Source organism: Companilactobacillus sp. y65-5 (assembly GCF_057541095.1).
The window spans coordinates 142,935-164,581 of the sequence record NZ_BAAJOA010000004.1; the positions used below are offsets into that span (position 1 = coordinate 142,935).

Below are 21,647 nucleotides of genomic sequence, written 5' to 3' on the forward strand. Positions count from 1 at the left end.
AGGTTTCTATGGCGAAAATTTATGGATTTGTAGCAGAATTTAATCCATTTCACGATGGTCATAGTCTTTTTATTGAAGAAATCAAAAAAAAATATCACCCTGACGTCTTGATTGCTGTAGTATCTGGCAATTTTGTACAGCGGGGTGATTTTGCCATTGTTGATAAGTGGAATCGCGCTCAAGTAGCAATTAATAGTGGGGTCGATCTAGTCGTTGAATTACCTTTTGCCTACGCTGTTGAGCCAGCGAGTTTGTTTGCCCAAGGGAGTATCGGACTTTTAAATGGACTAGGCGTGAATAATTTGGTATTCGGAACAGAGACGGATTTAGATTTTAAATCCCTTTCAAGAAAATTATTACAATTAGATACTAACTTTGAACAAAACTACAGTAGTAGTTTTGCTCAAAATTTGAATCAAGTATATAAAAATGCTGGTCTGGATGTTATGAATCATCCAAACCAGTTGTTAGGCTTGAACTATGTTCAAGAAATTTTGAAGAATTCATACGATATGCAGGTTCAAGCGATCCTGCGTGAAAGCCATGGGATCAGTGCAACTAAGATTCGTAAGATGATAATCAATAGTGAAAATATAACGACACTAGTACCTGAAAAAATGCAAAAATATATCGCAAACTCTGAAAACGTTCATTGGGATGATTATTTTGGACTATTAAAATATCGGATCCAAAGTAGCTCAATTGATGAACTGCATGAAATCTATCAGATGGTTGAAGGTTTAGAATATAAATTTATAAAAGAAATCGATCACAGCAATACGTTTGATGAATTTTTGATGAATGTAAAATCTAAACGTTATACATTAGCAAGATTGAGAAGATTGGCTCTGTACACATTGTTTAATGTGAAAAAATCCGAAGTAGAAGCAGTGTTTCAAAATCCCTATTTAAGGATTCTAGGCTTTAATACTAATGGTAAACAGTATCTCAATGAATTGAAAAAAAATGCCAGTATGCCGCTGATAACTCGTATCGGTAAAAAAGAGCGAGATATTTTGTCACTTGAGTTAAAAGTTGATAAAATTAGAGGGTTAATTGCGAATGAAGAGCAAAATTTTGGAAGAATACCGATCATAGAGGGGGAAAATTAATGTTAAACTGGGATGTTCAAGACGTACGTAAGTACAAAGACAAACCCTTTGCTTTTAATGAAAAATTAGATTTAGAAAAAGAATTAATGGAACGTTCAACTGATATTATCAAAGTTGAGTCTGTAAACGTTGATGGTCAACTATTCAACGATAATGGTTTGGTTATTTCAGACGTTAAGGTAGAAACAAGTATTACCTTACCATCTACTAGAAGTTTAGAACCAGTTGAAGTACCAATGAAAATTAGAATTAATGAGGCCTACAATATCGACAATATTGATACCGAAGAGATCGATGAGAATACAATTATCATACCAATTGATGAAGAACATCCAACGATTGATGTTTATGAATCCATTTTAGACAATATTTTGTTGAATATTCCGAGTCAAATCCTGACTGCTGATGAAGAGAACGGTGAAAATATGCCATCAGGAAAAAATTGGGAAGTCATCTCTGAAGAGGATTACCAAAGGCAAAAAGAAGAGGATAAGCAGATTAATCCTGAATTTGCAAAATTAAAAAATTTATTTAAAGATAACGATGAAAAGAAGTGATTTTATACACTTCTTTTTTATTTTTTTGTTATGATATTTATGTTATGTAATAAAAGTTGGAGGTAAAAGTATGGCAAAACCACAAATTGGTGTTATTGGTATGGCTGTTATGGGTAAGAACTTAGCCCTAAATATTGAAAGCCGTGGTTATGATGTTGCAATTTTTAACAGAACTGGTTCAAAGACTGAAGCTGTTGTTAAGGAACATCCTGATAAAAAATTATATCCAAGTTATACAATTGAGGATTTCGTAGATTCACTTGAAAAACCTCGTCGTATTCTTATGATGGTGAAGGCCGGAGCTGGTACAGATGCTGTTATCAACGAACTGATTCCTTTGCTTGATAAAGGAGACGTCCTGATTGATGGTGGTAATACATTCTTTGAAGATACTATTGCAAGAAACAAACGTCTTGATGAATCAGGTATTAACTTCATCGGAATGGGTGTATCTGGTGGTGAATTAGGTGCTTTGCAAGGACCTTCATTGATGCCAGGCGGTCAAAAAGAAGCTTATGACTTAGTTGCTCCAATTTTGGAACAAATTTCTGCAAAAGCAGATGAAGATGGTGCCCCATGTGTATCATATATTGGACCCAATGGTGCTGGTCACTATGTAAAGATGGTTCATAATGGTATTGAATATGGTGATATGGAATTGATTTCTGAAAGTTTCAACTTGTTGAAGCATTTGTACAACAATGATTTGAACAAAGTTGCTGACGTATTCAATGACTGGAACAAGGGTGAACTTTCAAGTTATTTAATTGAGATCACTGCTGAAATTTTGACAAGAAAAGACGACGAAGGTACCGATGACTTTATTGTAAATAAAATCATGGATAAAGCTGGTAACAAAGGTACTGGTAAGTGGAGTTCACAAAGTGCGCTTGAGCTTGGTGTTCCTCAATCACTTATCACTGAAGCTGTTTATTCACGTTATATTTCTGCATATAAAGATGAACGTGTTAAGGCAAGCAAGGTCTTGTCAGGTCCTGTATCTAAACCAGATGTAAATGTTGATGAATTAGTTGAAAAGATCCGTAAGGCTTTGTACTTCAGTAAAATCATGAGTTATGCTCAAGGATTTGCCCAAATGAAAGCTGCATCAGATCACTATGACTGGGACTTACAATACGGTGAAATTGCACAAATCTGGCGTGCTGGTTGTATCATCCGTGCTCAATTCCTACAAAAGATCACAGACGCATATGATAAGGATGATAAACTTGATAACTTATTGTTAGATGATTACTTTAAGAATATCGTTGGTCAATATCAAGCTGCTGTTCGTGACGTTGTAAGTTATGCTGTACAAGCAGGAATTCCTATTGCTGGCTTCATGTCAGCTGTAACGTATTACGATCAATATCGTTCAGAAGTATTACCAGCCAACTTAGTACAAGCTCAAAGAGATTACTTCGGAGCACATACGTACGAAAGAACTGATAAGCCAGGAATTTTCCACTATTCTTGGTACGAAGAACAATAATTTTTAAATAAATATAAAAAATTATTTGTATCGTAAGTGTCACAAAAAATAATAAGAGTCCAGTTGTCGATTTTTTTGTTCGATAGCAGGGCTCTTTTTATTTTGGGAAAATGTATTAAAAAACCTGTAATTTCACAGGTATTTTAACAATTAAAGAAAGATTCACTTCGTAAAATATTCTCTAATTTAACAAAGAAATTAGAGAATATCGTATAATTTTTCATATCAAAATAAAAAACTTGTCTTCTTTTAATTTTTGCTATATGTTAAAATCATTAGTGCATTGCCTATAGAGGGCACAATCCACTTAATGTATTAAGTGATAATTAAAAAAATTTAATATACGGGAGAATGGTATGGCTAAGATACTGGTTATTGAAGATGAAGAAAACATGGCCAAATTTGTTCAACTAGAACTTCAGCATGAAAACTATGATGTTAGTGTTGAACGAGATGGTCGAACTGGCCTTGATGCTGCATTGAATGAGGAATGGGATTTGATTTTGCTTGATCTAATGCTTCCAGAGTTGAACGGAATCGAAGTTTGTCGTCGTATTCGTCAAGAGAAGAATACGCCAATTATTATGATGACTGCACGAGATTCAATTATCGATCGTGTATCTGGATTAGATCACGGTGCTGATGATTATATCGTCAAGCCTTTTGCGATTGAGGAATTATTAGCGCGAATTCGGGCATTGTTAAGACGTATCGACTTGGATATCGATGTTACTCGTAACAACGATCAAGTTTTGAAATACAAGAATCTAGTGATCGATAAGACTACTCAAACATTAAAACGTAATGGTGAAGTGATTGACTTGACTAGACGTGAATATGATCTATTGAGTGCTTTGATGGAAAATGTTGGCACAGTCTTGAGTCGTGATGACTTGTTAGAGCGTGTCTGGGGGACCGGCAGCAGCACTGAAACAAATGTTGTCGATGTTTATATCAAGTACTTGAGAAACAAGATCGACCGTGGTGGAGCACCAAGCTATATCTCAACTGTTCGTGGTAAAGGATACGTGATGAGACGATGAGAACCTCGATCAGATTTAAATGGACCGCAATGATTTCTATTATCATCTTGTTAGCATATATTGCGGTTGCTGCGATAGCTATGAATACAGTTGATAGTATTGCTACACCGAGTGTAATCCACGCGTTTAAAGTACGACTCATAATTGCTGGGATCATTGTATTTGTTATAGGGGTGGTAGTCAGTTATTTTGCAGTCACACAAGTGTTAAAGAACATTAAGGTCATCAACAAGACGATCGATGATCTTAACAAGAAGCCTGATTCGGACTCTCGTATCAAGATTCGTAAACGTAATGATGAAATCTATGATCTGACTGTTAATATCAATAAAATGCTCGATCGCATGCAGGCATATACTAATCAACAAAAAGAGTTTGTTGAGGATGTGTCACATGAGTTGAGAACTCCCGTTGCAGTACTTGAAGGACATTTGAGCATGTTACAGCGTTGGGGTAAGGATGATCCTGAGGTCTTGAATGACTCGATCAATTCTTCATTACAAGAATTGAAACGTATGCAATCATTGATTCAGGAAATGCTTGATTTAACTAGAGTTGAACAGATCGACAGTGACTATCTAGATCAGACAACGGAAGTAAAGCCATTGTTTACACAAGTTTACAATGATTTTAAGATGTTACATTCTGATTTTGTCATCAACTTTGATGATGATATTCGTGATGGTAGCGTTGTTAAGATTTACCGGAATCATTTAGAGCAAGTTCTAGTTATTTTATTAGACAATGCTTTCAAATATTCAACAGATCGAAAAGAAATCAGTTTATCTGCATCGACTAATTCGACCTTGCTAGAGATTGCCGTTCAAGATTATGGCTTAGGAATCTCTAAAAATGACCTCAAACGAATTTTCAATCGTTTCTACAGAGTTGACAAGGCACGCTCCAGAAAACGTGGAGGGAACGGTTTAGGACTGTCTATTGCCAAAAGATTGATTGAGATATATCACGGTACGTTAGAAGTTGAAAGTGTCGTTGGATCTGGAACTGTTTTTAGGATCGAATTGCCATTAGCTCAAGCACATAATGACGCTAGTGATGATAGTAAGACTAACTCCAAAAAAAATAAAAATGATGACAAATAAAAAGTACTCCGAATTTCAAAATCGGAGTACTTTTTATTATTTCTTATGTATATTTTGTTTACCCTTATTTAGTTCACGGATATTCTTGTGCAAGTTCTTTGAATCATCATCGTCATCTTCATTGTTGTTAGATGCCGCGCTATTATTAGAACTATTTGAAGAGCTTTGTGAACCTAGAATCTTATTCAGAGATTCTTCAGTTACAACAACAGTAACTGGGTTTTTCTTCAGACGTTCATCTGCTTCACGTTTTATCTTAGGCATGATAATGTAATTTGTAATTACTTGTTGAATTACGATTACGACACCACCAACCAAGAAGTACAATGCTAGAGCTGCTGACGAAACTACTGAAATGAAGAATGTCATCAATGGACTCATCCACAGCATAGTTTGCATTTGCTTTCGTTGTTCTTGAGGGACTATTTGAAGTGACATGAAGCCTTGGACAACGTAGAACAATGTGGCAACAATCGTAATGACCATACTTGAATGACCAAGTGGAATCGACCAGAAAGTAGCACTACCAATTTCTTTTGAATATTGCACGGCTTGATAAATACCGATCAAGACAGGCATTTGAAGAAGTAGTGGTAAACAGCCTAAACCACCTGTTAAACTCAAGTTGTTCTTTTTGTAGACTTCCATCATTAAGGCACTGATTCTTTGTTGTGTTTCAGGATCCTTAGCTTTTTTTTGCTTTTCTTGGATTAATTTCAACTGTGGCTGAACGGCACGCATTTTTTCTTGTTGAGCTGTTGATTTGTATTGTTGATTCAAGGAAAGCGGTAATAGTAGCAATCTAACTACGAAGGAGATGATGACGATACCCCAAGCGTAACCGTTAGTACCACCGATGATTTTAGCAGTAGCTAAAATCATATTTTGGAACGGAGTACCGATCCACTTGTAGATTACACTGTATGGTCCACTAGTCGGTGCATGTAAATTAGCACCGGTTTGTTGAGCACAACCAGTAACTACTAAGGCCAGCACTATCGCAAGTGATAGCACTGAAATATATTTGACAATTTTTTTATTCACTTATAAACCACCCTTTTAGTCATATAAAAGTAATATACGTTAAGTTAATTGACGTTTCAACCAATGACAGTGAATTTTCTATAAGATTTCACGTCATCGGAAAAAGTATAGTCCATTTTATCAACTCTGCCAAAGGGTGAAGGCGAAGCTTTTACTTTACTTAAAAAAATATATAAAATACGTTCATCAGCTTCAGCTTCGATCGATACTGATCCGTCTATTTCGTTTCTGACTGTACCAACGATATCTAATTCGTTAGCGAGTTGAACAACCGAGTAACGAAAACCGACACCTTGAACCAATCCTGAAACATTAATAGAAAGATGTTTCATACATATCACCTCAATCTTTGAATATGTTAACATTATATAATAGAAAATAAGAGGGATGAATTTAATGAAATATATTGAATCGAAAAAAAATGACGAAATCAAACAATTAGCTAAACTATCTTCTACAAAATACATTAAAAAAACTGGCACTTACTTGATTGAGGGCTTTCATTTAGTTCGTGAAGCTGATGCCAATGACCAGAGAATCGTTAAACTACTAGTTACTGAAAAAAATGAAAATGATCGTCTAGTTAAAAAATATCATGATGTTGCAACAGGTATTTCTGAAGATGTTGCTCAATCATTGTCAGATACCAAAACTCCACAAGGAATTTTTGCAGTCATCAAGATTCAAGCTAACGATGAATTAACTGAGATGAAGGGTCAATGGATTATTTTAGATGATGTACAAGATCCCGGTAACGTTGGTACAATAGTACGTACAGCTGATGCAGCTGGTTATGCTGGTGTAGTTACTAGCTTGAATTCTGCAGATTTTTATCAACCTAAGGTACAGAGATCTATGCAAGGAAGCCAATTCCACTTGCCGATCTATCGGATGGATCTAAATAAATCAATCGAGATTGCCAAAAAATCTGGATTGAAAGTTTATGGTTCAGAAGTGAATCATAATGCTATGCCATACAATAAATTAACCAAAACAGATGACTTCGTACTTATCATGGGAAATGAGGCACATGGATTGGATGAGGATGTTTTGTCCGTTACTGACCAAAATATTTATATACCTATTCTTGGAAAAGCCGAATCACTTAATGTTGCAGTTGCAGCCGGAGTTTTGATGTATGGCTTAAAAACTATTTAAGGCTTGCTAAACTTTTCAATTTTTGTATAATCGAAAGTATAAATAAATGTAAAACTTTGACGAAAAATAGTAATTATCGAATTTGTTTCAGAAAAGGTCGTTTGCTGAGAAGGCCTAACAAATAAAATAATGAATTCACTTTCTGAGTTTTAAATGCTTGGTTTACTATATAAAACCCTTGAGTGCATGCTTTTTTAGCGTGAACTAGGGTGGTACCGCGAGTCCTCGTCCCTTTTTTGGAACGAGGACTTTTTTTGTTTAAGAGTTATTTTAGGAGGAACTAGCAGATGTCATTGAATGATAAATTAAAAGATTTGCGTGCGAGTGGTATTGCTGATGCCAAACGTGCTGAAAGAATGCAAGAATTAAATGATCTAAGGGTCAATTTATTAGGTAAGAAGGGACCAATTACTAAAGCACTCCGTGGAATGAAAGATGTTCCAGTTGAAGAACGTCCTGAAATCGGTACGCTGGCAAATAATGTAAAAAAGGATATTCAAATCGCCATTGAAGAAAAAATGGAAGAATTGAATAAAAAAATGGTCGCCAAACAACTAGAGGAAGAAACGATCGATGTTACTTTACCTGCGCAACCCCACAAGTATGGGACTGAGCATATCTTGAATCAAACGATCGAAGACATCGAAGAGTTCTTCATTGGCCTTGGTTATCGAGTGGATTCAGGTCATGAAGTCGAAGAAGATCATTACAATTTTGAGCGTTTAAATATCCCACAAAATCACCCTGCACGTGATATGCAAGATACTTTTTATTTGACAGATGAATTATTGATGCGTACTCAAACATCAGCTCAAGAGGGTCGGGATATGGAGTCACATGACTTTTCTAAGGGACCTTTGAAGGTTATCTCACCCGGCGTCGTATATCGTCGTGATGATGATGATGCAACGCACTCACATCAATTCCATCAAATTGAAGGATTGGTCGTAGATAAGAATATTTCGATGGCAGACTTAAAGGGAACGCTGGAAGCACTATGTCGCCACGTCTTTGGTCCAGAACGTGAAATTCGTTTCCGCCCTAGTTACTTCCCATTTACCGAACCAAGTGTTGAAGTTGACGTGTCATGTTTCAACTGTGGCGGTAAAGGATGCCGAATCTGTAAATATACTGGCTGGATCGAAGTTTTAGGTGCTGGATTAAGTCATCCTAATGTTCTAGAAATGTCAGGTATTGATTCAACCGTTTATAGTGGTTTTGCTTTTGGTCTTGGACCTGAAAGATTCGCTATGTTGAAGTATGGAATCAATGATATTCGTGATTTCTACTTAAATGACGTAAGATTCCTAGAACAATTCAAAGGAGTAAATTAAAATAATGAAAATTTCCGTTAATTGGTTAAAAGAGTTCATCCCCGTTACACATAGTGTTGATGAGATGGCAAATAAAGTCTCATTGACAGGTATTGAATCAAGCCCAGTTCACAATGGTGAGGGATTAGACAAGTTAGTTGTAGGTCATATTACTAGCATTAAGTCGCATCCAGATTCAGACCATTTGAATGTAACTACTGTCGATATTGGTCAAGATGAGGATGTACAGATTGTTTGTGGTGCTCCTAATGTTGCCAATGACCAGTATGTTATCGTTGCTTTGCACAATGCGCGCTTACCTGAAGGCAAGCGTATCAAACGTGGAAAGATACGTGGTCAAGAATCAAATGGGATGATCTGTGGATTAGATGAAATTGGTGTTCCTTCAAAATATGTACCTGCAGCTTACCAGAATGGTATTTATGTATTTTCTGAACCGATCACTCCCGGTACAGACGCACTTGAAGTCCTCGGTTTGAATGATGATATGGTTGATCTTGATATCACACCCAATCGTGCCGATACTCTCGGTATGCGTGGTGCCGCTTGGGAAATCGGTGCAACTTACGATGAAAAGCCTAAGTTCACTGCTCCTAAGATCGATGAAACAAAAGTGGTCGATTCGAATGATTTGACAATTGACGTCGAGAATAAAGAGTTAGTGCCTGACTTTTTAGTTAGAACTATCAAGGATGTCACTGTCGGAGAAAGTCCACTCTGGATGCAACGTCGTTTATGGAATCAAAATATTCAACCGGTGAACAATATTATTGATGCCGCAAATTATGTCATGATCGAATATGGTCAACCTATCCAAGCCTATGACCTTGATAAATTACAAGAAAAAAATATTACGGTTCGTAACGCTCGATCAGGTGAGAAGTTCTCAACTGAGTTGAACAACGAAGATGACGATAAAAATACTAATACTATCTTAAATAAAAATGACCTCGTTGTGGCAGCAGGAGATCAAATCTTAGGATTAGCAGGTGTTGCGGGAAGTATCAGTGCACGTGTTACCAGTGAAACTAAAAATATCGTCCTTGAAAGTGCCGTTTATGATGGTTCTACTGTTCGTAAAGCCGCTCAAAGACATGACTTACGTGGTGATGCCTCGAATAGATTTGAAAAGGGTATTGATAACGGAGCCGTTTCAGAAGCCCTATTACGAGTAACACAACTGGTCGATGAAAATGCACATGCAAGTGAAATTTCTGACGAATTAATTGGAACTGAAACTAAAGCCAAACCTACGATTATTAAGGGAAGAATTTCTCATATTAACCACTTGATGGGTCTTGAACTTTCGGCTGATGAAATTTTGAATATCTTTGATCGACTTGGTTTTGAAACTGAGTTGGATGGTGATGACGTTACGGTCACTATTCCTACAAGACGTTGGGATATGAGTATCGAGGCTGACCTTGTCGAAGAAGTAATTCGTATTTATGGTTACGAAAATCTCAAAGGTACGTTACCATCAGGAATGGAAACATCTGGTGGATATTCTCCAAAACGTGAATTCAGTAATAAGTTACGCAATGTTTTGTTAGGTCAAGGAATGGACGAAGTAACTAACTTCTCATTGATGAACAAGAAAGAGTCTGAAGACTTCAACGTAATCGACACCAATTACACTAAACTATTGCATCCTATGACGGAAGATCATGAATATTTGAGAACCAGTTTGATTCCTGGATTGGTCAATAATGTTGCCTATAACCAAGCCAGAAATAATAATGATCTCAGTATCTTTGAACAAGCTAGAATTTTTGATCGTGCAAATGGCGTCGATCGTCCAGAAGAAATCGAATATATTTCAGGCGCAGTTAGTGGCAATATTCGGATGGATACTTGGAATACTGATTCTAAAAAAGTTGATTTTTATGACGTAAAAGGTATTGTTGAAGAGTTGTTATCATTGACTAATGTTGATACGAACTTTGAATACAAGGCAACGGATAAAATATCGAATTTGCATCCTGGCCAGACAGCTGAAATAATAGCAGATGGACAATCTATTGGTTTTATTGGTAAACTACATCCAGACTACCAAAAAGAACACAATATTGATGAAACATTTGTCTTTGAATTAAACGTCGACAGATTATTTGGATTGGAAAAACGCAATGTGCAAGCTAAGGCTGCTCCGAAGTATCCAAGTATCAGTCGTGACTTAGCTATTTTAGTTGATAAGGACATCGAAAGCGGATCGATCGTGAGTGATATTTTCGCTAACGGTGGTGAGTATCTGACAGAAGTTAATATCTTCGACGTCTATCAAGGTGTGAATATTAAATCTAATCACAAATCATTAGGTTATCATTTAGTGTTCCAGAATCTTGAAGATACGTTAACAGATGACACTGTTGAGAAGGCATTCGATGTTGTCAAGGAAAGTTTGATTCAAAAATTTAATGTTGAAATTAGATAATTGGGTTCAAACTAATGGTATAATTCTAATTAAATTAACTCGGGAGGCTGTGTCTTGAGCCAAAAGGATGAAAAAAAAGAAGCATTAAAACAAGAGTCTGAAGAAAAAATTGAGACTCGTGCTAAGGAGCGTTCAGTCGCTAATCATATTGCTTACTGGATTGTTGGGGTTATCGCCGTACTGGCGGTCGTTGTAGCTATTATCGGTTTTAACTACGTCAATAGCTCTTTGCAGCCGTATGACTCTAGCAGTAAGTCAGATGTTGTTGTTAAGATTCCGATCGGTTCTTCTAGTAAGCAAATTGCTAAAAAACTAGAACAAGATAAGGTTATCAAGAGTGCAACCGTCTTTAATTTTTATATCAAAGCTCAGAATTATACTGATTTCCAAGCTGGTTATTATACATTTAAACAATCAATGCCATTAAGTGACATTGTTAAGCAGTTGCAAAAGGGTGGGAGTTCTGAGCCCACTGGAACGGCAGCGGATACCGTCTTAGTACGTGAAGGTGTAACCATTGACCAAATTGGTGATCAAATTCAAAAGAGTACTAACTTTAAGAAGAAAGACTTCTTGAAGTTGATGAAGGATAAGAGTTATCTCAAATCACTTCAAGATAAATATCCGCAGTTGTTGAACTCAACTATGAAAAAGGAAAACGTCAGATACCATCTAGAAGGATATTTATTCCCTGCAACTTATGGAGTATACAAAGGCTTAACATTAAAAGAATTAGTTAACCAAATGGTTCAAAAAGAAAATGAAGAAATGACGCCTTATTTTGCATCTATAAAAGAAAAGGGGCTCTCTGTCCAAGAGGTTCTAACGCTAGCTTCATTGGTTGAACGTGAAGGTGTGACAAATAAAGACCGTAAGAAGATTGCAGGAGTATTCTTTAATCGACTAGATATTGATATGCCAATTCAATCAGATATTTCGGTAATGTATGCGCTGAACACACATAAGACTAAGCTTAGTAATAAAGATACGAGTGTGAAGTCACCGTATAACTTATATAAGAATGCTGGTTATGGTCCTGGACCATTCAATCAACCTAGTTTACAATCGATTGAGGCAGTCTTAAATCCATCAGATAGAGATCAGAATTACTTGTACTTTGTTGCTGACTTGAAGACTGGAAAAGTTTATTATTCACATACTCTTGATGAGCATGAGGCTAAGAATTCTTCTCTAGGACAATAGCTGAAAATTGTATATAATGGCAAATGTCATCTAATCTAACGGTTAGATGACATTTTGAGATTAATAATAAAGATTATAAAAAAAGCGAGGATTTTAATAATGGCAGAAAAAAGTTACCAAATGACAGCAGAAGGTAAGACAAAGTTAGAAGAAGAACTGGAAGATTTAAAGAAAGTTAAACGTCCAGAAGTTATCAATCGTATTAAAATCGCCAGAGGTTTTGGCGACTTGTCAGAAAACTCTGAATATTCTTCAGCCAAAGATGAACAAAGTATAGTTGAATCACGTATTTCACAAGTTACTGAAATGCTACAATATGCAGATGTTATAGATACAGATGACATTGCACATGATGAGGTTTCTGTTGGTAAAAAAGTAACCGTTCAAGAAGACGGCGAAGATCCTGATGAATACACTATCGTTGGATCGGCTGAATCTGATCCTGACAGTGGCAAGATCTCAAATGATTCACCAATCGCTAAGGCATTGATGGGTAAACATATCGGGGATGTCGTTACGGTTGATACACCAGTTGGAAGTTACGAAATCACAATCAAAGCCGTAGAAGTTGCATAATGCAACCGGTTTCTGCTATGTTTATCTCAGACTTTAAATGAGGTGAACAAGTAATGAAGATTGAATTAACAGAAAAAGCACACAATTGGTTCAAAAATGAGATGGACTTGGTACCCGGTGATGGTGTACATTTCTATGGTAAGGTATACGGAAAGACAATGGTTCATGAGGGATTTTCAATCGCAATGCGTAAGGAAAAACCAGTAAAACCTGAGTCCAGTACAGTCATTGATGGAATCACATATTACATTACTGATGGTGATACATGGTTTTTTGCCCGTTATGATCTATTAGTAGAGTATGATCCTGACATTGATGGACCAAAGTATATTTTTAAATCTAATGAATAATGCTTTATAGTATTTTGAAGGGAAACCTATGAGAAGAGTACTGGATATAATAAAGAAAAGAACAGGTAGTCAAGCTAAGTCTACTATCCCATTTCGACTAAACCTGCTTTTTTTTATTGTCTTTGCATTGTTTGCTCTACTAGTTGCACAGTTGGCATATTTACAGATCGTTTACGGTGGTAAGTTTGAGGCTGAAGTAGATCGCACAGATAAGACAGTAATGACAGGAAGCGTACCGCGTGGGATGATTTATGACTCAAAAGGTCGCTTATTAGTAGGTAACTCGACAGAAAATGCAATTACTTATACAAAGAGTTCTGGAGTCAAAGCCAGCGATATTTATACGATCGTTAATCGATTAACGAAATATGTTTCGATCGAAAAGGAAACATTATCAAATCGTGACATGGCAGATTATATTTTGTCTGCTCCCGGTAAGGAAGCTAAAGTTGCAAAGCAAATGCCTAAGTCAGATCGTGTAGATTCGAATGGAGATTCTTTGTCTAATACTCAAATTTACAATAATGAAATCAAGTACCTTAATAAAATGGGAATTCACCTGAGTGACGAAGAGAAATCAAAGGCTACGTTATTTAAAAAAATGAGCGCGGCATATTCTCTTTCGACGGTATTCTTAAAAGATAAAAACTTAACTTCTAGAGAAATCGCTGAAGTTAGTGAACATCTGACGGAACTACCTGGTATCAGTGTTGGTACTAACTGGAATCGTGAATATCCACAAGGTAAGTCGATTGCAAGTATCATCGGTGGAGTGTCAACTGAGCAACAAGGTATTCCAGACGATGAGCTTAATACGATGTTAGCCTACGGATATTCTCGTAATGACCGTGTTGGTACTAGTTACCTGGAAAAGAGTTATGAAACAATTCTTTCAGGTACGAAGAGTCAGCGTGAAGTTCAGATAGGATCCAACAACCAAATCAAGCAGAGCAAGCTGATTTATAAGGGACAAAAAGGTGGCAATCTTAATTTGACGATTGACTCCAAGTTCCAGAAAAAAGTTCAAAGTGCCTTAGAGACACAGTATAGTTCTGCCCAAGCTGCTGGTATCACGCAATACTCCGATGGTGCCTATGTTGTGATAGAGAATCCTAAGACGGGTGCCATTTTAGCAATGGCTGGTATCAGAAATAACCCTCAGACTGGTAAGACTAGTGAGGATGCCTTAGGCGTTATCAACAGAACTTTCGTTATGGGTTCTGCCGTTAAGGGTGCTACTGTTCTTGGAGCTTTGATGGATGGAGTTATCACACCAACTAATAATGTTTTAGCTGATAATCCAGTTTATTTGCCAGGTAGTGCCGTTAAGAAGTCAGTCTATCCAATTGGTACTTATAGCAGTATGAACGCCGAAAAAGCTCTAGAGGTATCTTCTAATGAGTATATGATGGCATTGGCAATGAAAGAAGCCAACGCTAAATATGTTCCTGAGGTATCAATGGTCATGGATCCTGATATTTTCTCAAAAATGAGAGGCTACTTTAATCAATTTGGTTTAGGTGTTAAAACCGGTATTGACATTTCTGGTGAAACTGCCGGTATTGAAGGTACCATAAAAAATAGTCAAGGTCTGTTGAAGACGGGTTCAGCACTGGATTTGTCCTATGGTAACTACGATTCATACACACTGATTGAAATGGCACAATATATTTCTACGATTGCTAATGGTGGTTATAGATTGAAGCCATATATCGTTCAATCTATTCAAAAAACTAAGAATGATGGTTCAAAGGGTGCACTAGAGTCGGTTACGAGCCCTTCGATCCTAAACAAGGTTGATTTCACTCAGTCTGAATTGAACGTTGTTAGAAAGGGTATGTACGCCGCTGTTCACGGAACAGATGCATGGACGACCGCTACAAGATTGAAGGACTTAAGTCCTTCAGTTGCCGCTAAGACTGGTACTGCCCAATCGTTCTACTATAATCCTGACGATCCTAATAATCAGGATCCACCAGAAACAATTACAACTAGTTTGGTTTCATTTGGACCATACGAAGACCCTAATATTGCTATGGCGATCGTATTTCCAAACCTAACGAGTGAGACGGGTAGTTACCCACAATTACTTGCCAAACAGATTTATACAGATTATTATAAGTTGACTGGTCAAGATTAATCTTAAATTAACACTTTAAAAAAGTTGGTAATAATGGTATATTTGACTAGTTGAATTTTAGTAAGGATTTTATGAAAGGATGTTCCAAACATGAGAGTAAATATAACTATGGAATGTACATCATGCCATGAACGTACATATCTAACAAACAAAAGCAAACGTAACAGCCCTGATCGTCTAGAACTTAAAAAATATTGCCCACGTGAGCGTGTTGTTACATTGCATCGCGAAACAAAATAAACAACAGGTTAAAATTCCTGTTGTTTTTTTTTACTAGGGAGGTAACTTTTGGATAAAGTCAGCTTCAGAAAAAAACAGATCGACATCATGGAGGAATTCATGAAGTCAGATCAAGCACAAAAAGAAATAAACGAAGTTTATCTTAAACTTTTTAATGATAATGGATTTAAATCCGCAAAGAGTATTGGTATCACTTTGAGTATGGGGACTGAAATTCCGACGTTCCCGATTATCAAAGAGTGCTGGGATCTAGGAAAAGAAGTCTATATTCCTAAAACATTCAAAGATTATTCGATGACCTTTGTTCAATATACCAAGGATACGGAACTAGAGACTAGTTCCTTTGGTGTTAGAGAACCTAAGGATTATCAACTTAATGTTATGAATCCCCCCGACTTGATCATTGCGCCGGGATTAGCTTTTTCTGAAGACAAGAAAGCACGATTAGGCTTTGGGGCTGGATATTATGATCGTTATTTATCACAATACCCAACAAAAACCGTTGCACTGGCATTGTCACGTCAGTATTATTTACAGACACAGTGGCCAGTCTATGTTTTGGACAAGCCGATTGACCAAATTATCTCAGTATCAAAGGACGTATAATGAATTATCAACAAGAGAAACCATATGTAACTTGGACGCTATTAATTATTACACTTGGTATTTTTGTCGCAGAGACGATTTCAGGTGGTTCACAAAATATTAATACACTGTTGGTATTCGGTGCTAAAGTCAATGGTCTAGTACAAGAAGGACAATGGTGGCGACTTATCACGCCAATGTTTGTTCACATTGGTGTATTGCATATTATGATGAATGGCTTCACAATTTACTATGTTGGTCAGATTCTAGAGCCGATGGTAGGACATGTTAGGTTTCTTATTATTTACTTCATTAGTGGAATAATGGGAAATCTAGCAAGTTTTGCATTTGGATCAAGCAATGTTATTTCTGCAGGTGCTAGTACTTCCCTGTTTGGGATGTTTGCTGCATTTCTCGCTTTAGCAGTTATCTACAAAGAAAATCGTTTTTTGTCAGAATTAGGCAAGAGCTTCCTTGGATTGATCGTCATCAACTTGATCCTTGATTTAACAATGTCAGGAATCGATATTTGGGGACACGTTGGTGGAGCCATTGGCGGTTTTCTAGTTGGACTTGCACTAGGATTACCTGGGATAAAACGTCCAAAAATGATTATTAGAATACTTGTTCTAGTAGTCGTTGCTGTTATTTCTTATTATATGTATATAAAGGGTATGATAGTTTATGGATGATATGAGTTTTAGAACCCTCTATGACGTACAACAATTACTCAAAAAATTCGGTACTTACGTACACTTAGGTAAGCGGATGTGGGATATTGAATTGATGTCGATTGAGGTGAAACGATTGTACGAAAATGGAATGATTGAAAAAAAAGCATTTATTAACGCTCAAATGGTCTTGAAGGCCGAGCACAGAAAAGAAGAGAAAAAAGAAAAGGACAGATCAAAGTGACAGATAAGAAATTAATCGGTGTTGACCTAGGTGGTACAACAATTAAATTTGCAATTTTAACTACTGAAGGAGATATTCAACAAAAGTGGAGTATTGAAACAAATATTCTATCCGATGGTCAATTAATTATTCCTGATATTATTGATTCTATTAACCATCATATTAAGATGTATGATATGAATGCTGATCAATTCAGTGGTATTGGCTTAGGCTCACCGGGTACGATCAATATTGAAGAAGGTACGATCAAGGGAGCGTTTAACCTTAATTGGACTGATTCTGTTTATCCAGTGCGTGATATTGAAGCGGGTACAGGTATTCCTGTAACAATCGAAAATGACGCTAATGTCGCTGCTCTTGGTGAGAGATGGAAGGGTGCAGGTAACAACGCTAACGATGTTGTTTTTGTTACTCTTGGAACTGGTGTTGGTGGTGGTGTAATCGCTAACGGCCAATTACTTCACGGTGCTAACGGAGCCGCTGGTGAAATTGGACATATCACAGTAGACCCACATGGCTTCATGTGTACATGTGGTAAGAGAGGCTGTCTTGAAACAATCGCTTCCGCAACTGGTATCGTTCATGTTGCTCGTGACCGCGCTTCTGAATATGCTGGAAGTTCAGAATTAAAGGCAATGCTTGATGATGGTCAAGATATCTCAGCTAAGGATGTGTTCGAATTAGCTAAGACAGGCGATGACTTAGCGTTGATCGTTGTCGATTATGTTTGTGATTCATTAGGATTTGCTTTGGCAAATATTGCAAATACATTGAATCCTAGATACATCGTTATTGGTGGCGGAGTTTCTGCTGCTGGCGATTTCTTGTTGAACAAGGTTGAAAAAGCTGTACGTACCAATGAATTTGCTACGATCAAGGATTCAACTGAAGTCAGATTAGCAAGTCTTGGTAATGGTGCAGGTGTCATTGGTGCTGCATCGTTGATCAAAGTTGATTAAAAGTTAGTAAGGGGTTTTATTAATGCAAATTATTAATGCGATTTTGTACATCATTGTAATTGGATTCTTAATCTATTGGGTTGGCTCATGGGCTTATTTTCAATACAAAGGTAGAAAACTGGGCGGTGCAATCAGCGCAGAAGAATTCGAATCAACAATGAGAAAGGCTCAAATCGTTGATTTAAGAGAGAAAAAAAGTTTTGACTCAAAGCATATTTTAGGTGCTCGCAATTTGCCTTATTCTCAATTAAAGTACAATGAAGGTGAATTAAGACCAGACTTACCAGTTTACCTTTATGAAGACCGTAAGGCTGTCAGTGTGCGTGCAGCTGTTAAGATGCAAAAATGGGGCTTTACGAATGTTAAATGGTTGGACGAACGTTTTTCTGATTGGGAAGGAAAGACTAAAAAAACTACTAAACTTTAAAATCTATGAATTTGAGATACTAAAAAGGAGACTGACATTAGCAGTCTCCTTTTTTATAGTCTATGATTGATAAGATTCTTTATTAACCTTGGTGAGCTTGAAGACTCTTACGGTTAGCGCGACGACGATTATCTTCAATACGTTCGTTTTCAGCATCTTCTGGTTCAATAACAGTCTTCTTAAATGCATGAAGTGCACCATAAACTGCAGTTGCCGTAGTAACTGAACCAATCAAGAACCCTTTTACAAAACGAAAGTGTTTTTGTTTTTTTGCCATAATAAATACCTCCTAATCTTTAATTCTCATTATGGCTTATTTCTTGTAAAATATCTATAAAATACGATGTAGAGAGGCGATTTTTTGAAAAAAATTGTTGCAGTGGTAGGACCAACGGCTGTTGGAAAGAGTGCGCTTGGTCTGAAATTAGCACAAAATTTCAACGGTGAGATCATTTCCGGAGATTCTATGCAAATCTATCGTGGATTAGACATAGGGACGGCCAAAGACAGTCCTGATGAATTAGCAGCTGTTAAGCATCATCTGGTCGATATCAGTGACGTAACTGAACGTTATACGGTCAAAGATTTTCAACAAAGGTCTAAAGAAGTAGTTGAGGAACTATCTTCTACTGGCAAAAATCCTTTCATAGTTGGTGGGACCGGCTTTTATCTCAATTCCCTGATTCAGAATCTACACTTAGGTGGGGATGCTGAAGGAAATGATGGATTAAGAACTGATTTACTGAAAGTCGAACGAGAATCTGGAATTGATGGTTTGGTTCAGATATTGCGTGAAGAAGATCCTGAGGTCCTTGATGTAATTGATATTTCTAACGCCAGACGTGTTATACGGGCGATTGAGGTTCATCGTGAGACTGGGAAATCTATCATCGATCAAAATAACGGTAGTCAGTGGGCAGATTTTTATTTGATCGGATTAACCGATGATCGTGCCAAATTATACGATCGTATCAACAAGCGAGTGGATAGAATGGTTGAAATGGGCTTGTTAGACGAAGTGAGGCCGATTTATGACAATCGTGATAAAATACCCCAGGCTAAGAATGGAATAGGCTACAAGGAGTTATTTCCATATTTTGAGGGTACGGCTACACTTGAGTCATGTCTGGATGAAATCAAAAAAAACTCAAGACATTTTGCAAAACGTCAACTCACTTATTTTCGTAATCAAATGGATGTGGATTGGTATAATATTAGTGATGACCCGAATTATCAAACAAAAGTTGAAAATCGGATCAAGGAATTTTTAGGAGGGCATAATGGCTAGATGGAATGAGAATTTCCCAGTTGAATTGAAGGAAGCAATCAAACAAGTTGATAATGAAATTGCGGGTAAACTTGCTGAGATAGATGAGCAAGTATTAGATAATCAGGATAAAGTCTTGAGGGCTTTCAGAGAAGAGAGCATTGACGAGAGCAGTTTGTTGGGAACGACTGGTTATGGGGATGATGATCGTGGCCGTGATCAACTTGAAGCGGTCTATTCTGATGTTTTCAAAACTGAAGCGGCTTTGGTTAGACCGCAATTTTTTTCTGGCACACACACGTTAGCAACGGCATTGTTTGGGATCCTCAGACCTGGGGATAATCTATTGTACGTTACAGGCGAACCATACGACACGATGCAAGAAGTGATCGGTACAGCAGGAAATAAACGAGGTTCGCTGATCGATTATCAAATTGGATTTGATTCGGTTGACATGATCGGTGATAAGGTTGACTTTGAAACCATGAAAAACAAGATTAGAGAGCAAAACCCTAAGGTGGTTGCAATCCAACGTTCACGTGGTTATTCGACTCGTAAGAGCCTAACAGTGGCTGAAATAGCCGAAATAATTAAAGAGGTCCGCTCAGTTTCACCAGAGGTAGTTATTTTTGTTGATAATTGTTATGGTGAGTTCTCAGAGACGATCGAACCAACAGAAGTCGGGGCCGACTTGATGGCAGGATCATTGATCAAGAATGCTGGTGGTGGATTAGCCAAAACTGGTGGTTATATCGTTGGTAAGTCAGATTTAGTCGAGTTAGCAAGTTATCGATTGACTGCCCCTGGTATTGGGGCATCAGAAGGTGCTACGATCGATCGTATGGACGAAATGTATCAAGGATTCTTTTTAGCTCCAAGAGTGACAGGTAACGCTATCAAAGGGGCAATTTTTGAGGCAGCACTATTTGAAAAAATGGGTCTGAATGTTTCACCTAAGTGGAGCGATGATAGGACTGACTTGATACAGACGATTATCTTTAATGATCCAGATAAGATGGTCAAATTTGCTAAATTAGTTCAACAATTTTCGCCTATCGACTCTAATGTGGTTCCAGAGGCTAGTGAGATGTCCGGTTATGAAGATCAAGTAGTGATGGCGGCAGGTACATTCGTTTCAGGCGCAAGTATTGAATTTTCAGCTGATGGACCAATGCGTGATCCGTATATTATTTATATCCAAGGTGGATTAACTTATGAGCATGTAAAAATTGCTATTTCTAATGCTTGTAAAGAATTGTTTTATTAAAATAGTCTTGCCAATTAGAACGTATGTTCGTATAATGATTTATGAGGTGAGATCATGCAAAGTGTAATTCTAAAGAATTTTATAGGTGAGTTTAATAAACGATATGATAAAGATACGTATAGAAGTTTGGTCTTAGTGAATAATAGTTTGTTAGACCAATCTTCAATTGTAATGCGCAGTTTTGATGAGTCTCTAAGCACTACAATTGAAAAACAAATATTTGGGATTTCACCAATGAACTCCCATCTGATCCGTGATTTGGTTAAAGATGCCGAAAAATCCTTGCCAATTGACGGTGATCAGGTGCAATTACGTAGCGTGTAATAAACACAGAAGTCTTCAATTACTTAAATTGGAGGCTTTTTTGCTGGCTTTAACAGATAAATTGTATTTAATAATAAAAAAATAAAACTTTTTAAATTTTGCCATTGCATTTTTTTC

General features: G+C 37.0%; 24 protein-coding genes and 1 other annotated feature. Of the genes, 21 read left to right on the forward strand and 3 right to left on the reverse strand.

What is annotated here, in order from left to right; all coding sequences use genetic code 11:
- The first annotated feature begins 8 nt into the window (after positions 1 to 8).
- From AC27FM_RS08725 to AC27FM_RS08745, 5 genes are all read left to right on the forward strand, one after another.
- On the forward strand, positions 9 to 1,112 hold the full coding sequence (locus AC27FM_RS08725; protein WP_487087411.1) for a nucleotidyltransferase: 1,104 nt from the start codon (positions 9 to 11) through the stop codon (positions 1,110 to 1,112).
- On the forward strand, positions 1,112 to 1,669 hold the full coding sequence (locus AC27FM_RS08730) for a YceD family protein (protein WP_487087413.1): 558 nt from the start codon (positions 1,112 to 1,114) through the stop codon (positions 1,667 to 1,669). The genes AC27FM_RS08725 and AC27FM_RS08730 overlap by 1 nt, the downstream gene beginning before the upstream one ends.
- A 70-nt stretch (positions 1,670 to 1,739) precedes the next feature.
- Positions 1,740 to 3,161 (forward strand): NADP-dependent phosphogluconate dehydrogenase, encoded by a 1,422-nt coding sequence (gene gndA, locus AC27FM_RS08735; protein WP_487087415.1) that lies wholly within the window; start codon positions 1,740 to 1,742, stop codon positions 3,159 to 3,161.
- Between the two features lie 356 nt (positions 3,162 to 3,517).
- Positions 3,518 to 4,204, forward strand: a complete 687-nt coding sequence (locus AC27FM_RS08740) for a response regulator transcription factor (RefSeq protein WP_487087416.1) — start codon at positions 3,518 to 3,520, stop codon at positions 4,202 to 4,204.
- Between the two features lie 29 nt (positions 4,205 to 4,233).
- A complete protein-coding gene (locus AC27FM_RS08745; RefSeq protein WP_487087418.1) occupies positions 4,234 to 5,307 on the forward strand; it encodes a sensor histidine kinase in 1,074 nt (357 codons plus the stop codon).
- A gap of 36 nt (positions 5,308 to 5,343) precedes the next feature.
- On the opposite strand, the gene yidC is transcribed toward AC27FM_RS08745, so the two are convergent.
- Positions 5,344 to 6,351 carry a membrane protein insertase YidC gene (gene yidC, locus AC27FM_RS08750; RefSeq protein ID WP_487087420.1) on the reverse strand — a complete coding sequence of 336 codons (1,008 nt, stop codon included), beginning with the start codon at positions 6,349 to 6,351 and terminating at the stop codon, positions 5,344 to 5,346.
- 56 nt (positions 6,352 to 6,407) lie between these two features.
- The gene (locus tag AC27FM_RS08755; RefSeq protein WP_487087422.1) at positions 6,408 to 6,683 is read right to left on the reverse strand and encodes an acylphosphatase; all 276 of its coding nucleotides are present in this window, start codon (positions 6,681 to 6,683) and stop codon (positions 6,408 to 6,410) included.
- Positions 6,684 to 6,747: 64 nt separating this feature from the next.
- Here AC27FM_RS08755 and AC27FM_RS08760 point away from each other — a divergent pair, with 64 nt between their 5' ends.
- The 13 genes from AC27FM_RS08760 (at position 6,748) to AC27FM_RS08820 (ending at position 18,672) form a co-directional block, all read left to right on the forward strand.
- Positions 6,748 to 7,509 (forward strand): TrmH family RNA methyltransferase, encoded by a 762-nt coding sequence (locus AC27FM_RS08760; protein ID WP_487087424.1) that lies wholly within the window; start codon positions 6,748 to 6,750, stop codon positions 7,507 to 7,509.
- A gap of 47 nt (positions 7,510 to 7,556) precedes the next feature.
- Positions 7,557 to 7,745, forward strand: a binding site (T-box leader).
- Positions 7,746 to 7,796: 51 nt separating this feature from the next.
- A complete protein-coding gene (pheS, locus tag AC27FM_RS08765) occupies positions 7,797 to 8,843 on the forward strand; it encodes a phenylalanine--tRNA ligase subunit alpha (RefSeq protein WP_487087426.1) in 1,047 nt (348 codons plus the stop codon).
- A 4-nt stretch (positions 8,844 to 8,847) separates the two neighbouring features.
- Positions 8,848 to 11,277 (forward strand): phenylalanine--tRNA ligase subunit beta, encoded by a 2,430-nt coding sequence (gene pheT, locus AC27FM_RS08770; RefSeq protein WP_487087428.1) that lies wholly within the window; start codon positions 8,848 to 8,850, stop codon positions 11,275 to 11,277.
- A 54-nt stretch (positions 11,278 to 11,331) separates the two neighbouring features.
- On the forward strand, positions 11,332 to 12,480 hold the full coding sequence (gene mltG / locus AC27FM_RS08775) for an endolytic transglycosylase MltG (protein ID WP_487087430.1): 1,149 nt from the start codon (positions 11,332 to 11,334) through the stop codon (positions 12,478 to 12,480).
- A 99-nt stretch (positions 12,481 to 12,579) separates the two neighbouring features.
- Positions 12,580 to 13,056 (forward strand): transcription elongation factor GreA, encoded by a 477-nt coding sequence (gene greA / locus AC27FM_RS08780; RefSeq protein ID WP_487087432.1) that lies wholly within the window; start codon positions 12,580 to 12,582, stop codon positions 13,054 to 13,056.
- A 53-nt stretch (positions 13,057 to 13,109) separates the two neighbouring features.
- The gene (locus AC27FM_RS08785) at positions 13,110 to 13,406 is read left to right on the forward strand and encodes a HesB/YadR/YfhF family protein (RefSeq protein WP_487087434.1); all 297 of its coding nucleotides are present in this window, start codon (positions 13,110 to 13,112) and stop codon (positions 13,404 to 13,406) included.
- 40 nt (positions 13,407 to 13,446) lie between these two features.
- A complete protein-coding gene (locus AC27FM_RS08790; RefSeq protein WP_487087623.1) occupies positions 13,447 to 15,546 on the forward strand; it encodes a peptidoglycan D,D-transpeptidase FtsI family protein in 2,100 nt (699 codons plus the stop codon).
- 90 nt (positions 15,547 to 15,636) lie between these two features.
- Positions 15,637 to 15,786 carry a 50S ribosomal protein L33 gene (gene rpmG / locus AC27FM_RS08795; protein WP_076616028.1) on the forward strand — a complete coding sequence of 50 codons (150 nt, stop codon included), beginning with the start codon at positions 15,637 to 15,639 and terminating at the stop codon, positions 15,784 to 15,786.
- Positions 15,787 to 15,834: 48 nt separating this feature from the next.
- Positions 15,835 to 16,392 (forward strand): 5-formyltetrahydrofolate cyclo-ligase, encoded by a 558-nt coding sequence (locus AC27FM_RS08800; protein ID WP_487087437.1) that lies wholly within the window; start codon positions 15,835 to 15,837, stop codon positions 16,390 to 16,392.
- A complete protein-coding gene (locus AC27FM_RS08805) occupies positions 16,392 to 17,063 on the forward strand; it encodes a rhomboid family intramembrane serine protease (RefSeq protein ID WP_487087439.1) in 672 nt (223 codons plus the stop codon). The genes AC27FM_RS08800 and AC27FM_RS08805 overlap by 1 nt, the downstream gene beginning before the upstream one ends.
- A complete protein-coding gene (locus AC27FM_RS08810; RefSeq protein WP_487087440.1) occupies positions 17,056 to 17,286 on the forward strand; it encodes a YqgQ family protein in 231 nt (76 codons plus the stop codon). The genes AC27FM_RS08805 and AC27FM_RS08810 overlap by 8 nt, the downstream gene beginning before the upstream one ends.
- The gene (locus tag AC27FM_RS08815) at positions 17,283 to 18,245 is read left to right on the forward strand and encodes an ROK family glucokinase (RefSeq protein ID WP_487087443.1); all 963 of its coding nucleotides are present in this window, start codon (positions 17,283 to 17,285) and stop codon (positions 18,243 to 18,245) included. Before AC27FM_RS08810 ends, AC27FM_RS08815 begins: the two co-directional genes overlap by 4 nt.
- 22 nt (positions 18,246 to 18,267) lie before the next feature.
- The gene (locus tag AC27FM_RS08820; RefSeq protein WP_487087444.1) at positions 18,268 to 18,672 is read left to right on the forward strand and encodes a rhodanese-like domain-containing protein; all 405 of its coding nucleotides are present in this window, start codon (positions 18,268 to 18,270) and stop codon (positions 18,670 to 18,672) included.
- Between the two features lie 82 nt (positions 18,673 to 18,754).
- Here AC27FM_RS08820 and AC27FM_RS08825 read toward each other — a convergent pair whose 3' ends face one another.
- Positions 18,755 to 18,949, reverse strand: a complete 195-nt coding sequence (locus AC27FM_RS08825; protein WP_487087446.1) for a DUF3042 family protein — start codon at positions 18,947 to 18,949, stop codon at positions 18,755 to 18,757.
- Between the two features lie 84 nt (positions 18,950 to 19,033).
- Here AC27FM_RS08825 and miaA point away from each other — a divergent pair, with 84 nt between their 5' ends.
- From miaA to AC27FM_RS08840, 3 genes are read left to right on the forward strand one after another with little or no spacing between them, the layout of a single operon-like run.
- On the forward strand, positions 19,034 to 19,960 hold the full coding sequence (gene miaA / locus AC27FM_RS08830; protein ID WP_487087447.1) for a tRNA (adenosine(37)-N6)-dimethylallyltransferase MiaA: 927 nt from the start codon (positions 19,034 to 19,036) through the stop codon (positions 19,958 to 19,960).
- Positions 19,953 to 21,206, forward strand: a complete 1,254-nt coding sequence (locus AC27FM_RS08835; protein ID WP_487087449.1) for a methionine gamma-lyase family protein — start codon at positions 19,953 to 19,955, stop codon at positions 21,204 to 21,206. Before miaA ends, AC27FM_RS08835 begins: the two co-directional genes overlap by 8 nt.
- Before the next feature lie 54 nt (positions 21,207 to 21,260).
- A complete protein-coding gene (locus AC27FM_RS08840) occupies positions 21,261 to 21,530 on the forward strand; it encodes a hypothetical protein (protein ID WP_487087450.1) in 270 nt (89 codons plus the stop codon).
- Positions 21,531 to 21,647 lie beyond the last annotated feature (117 nt).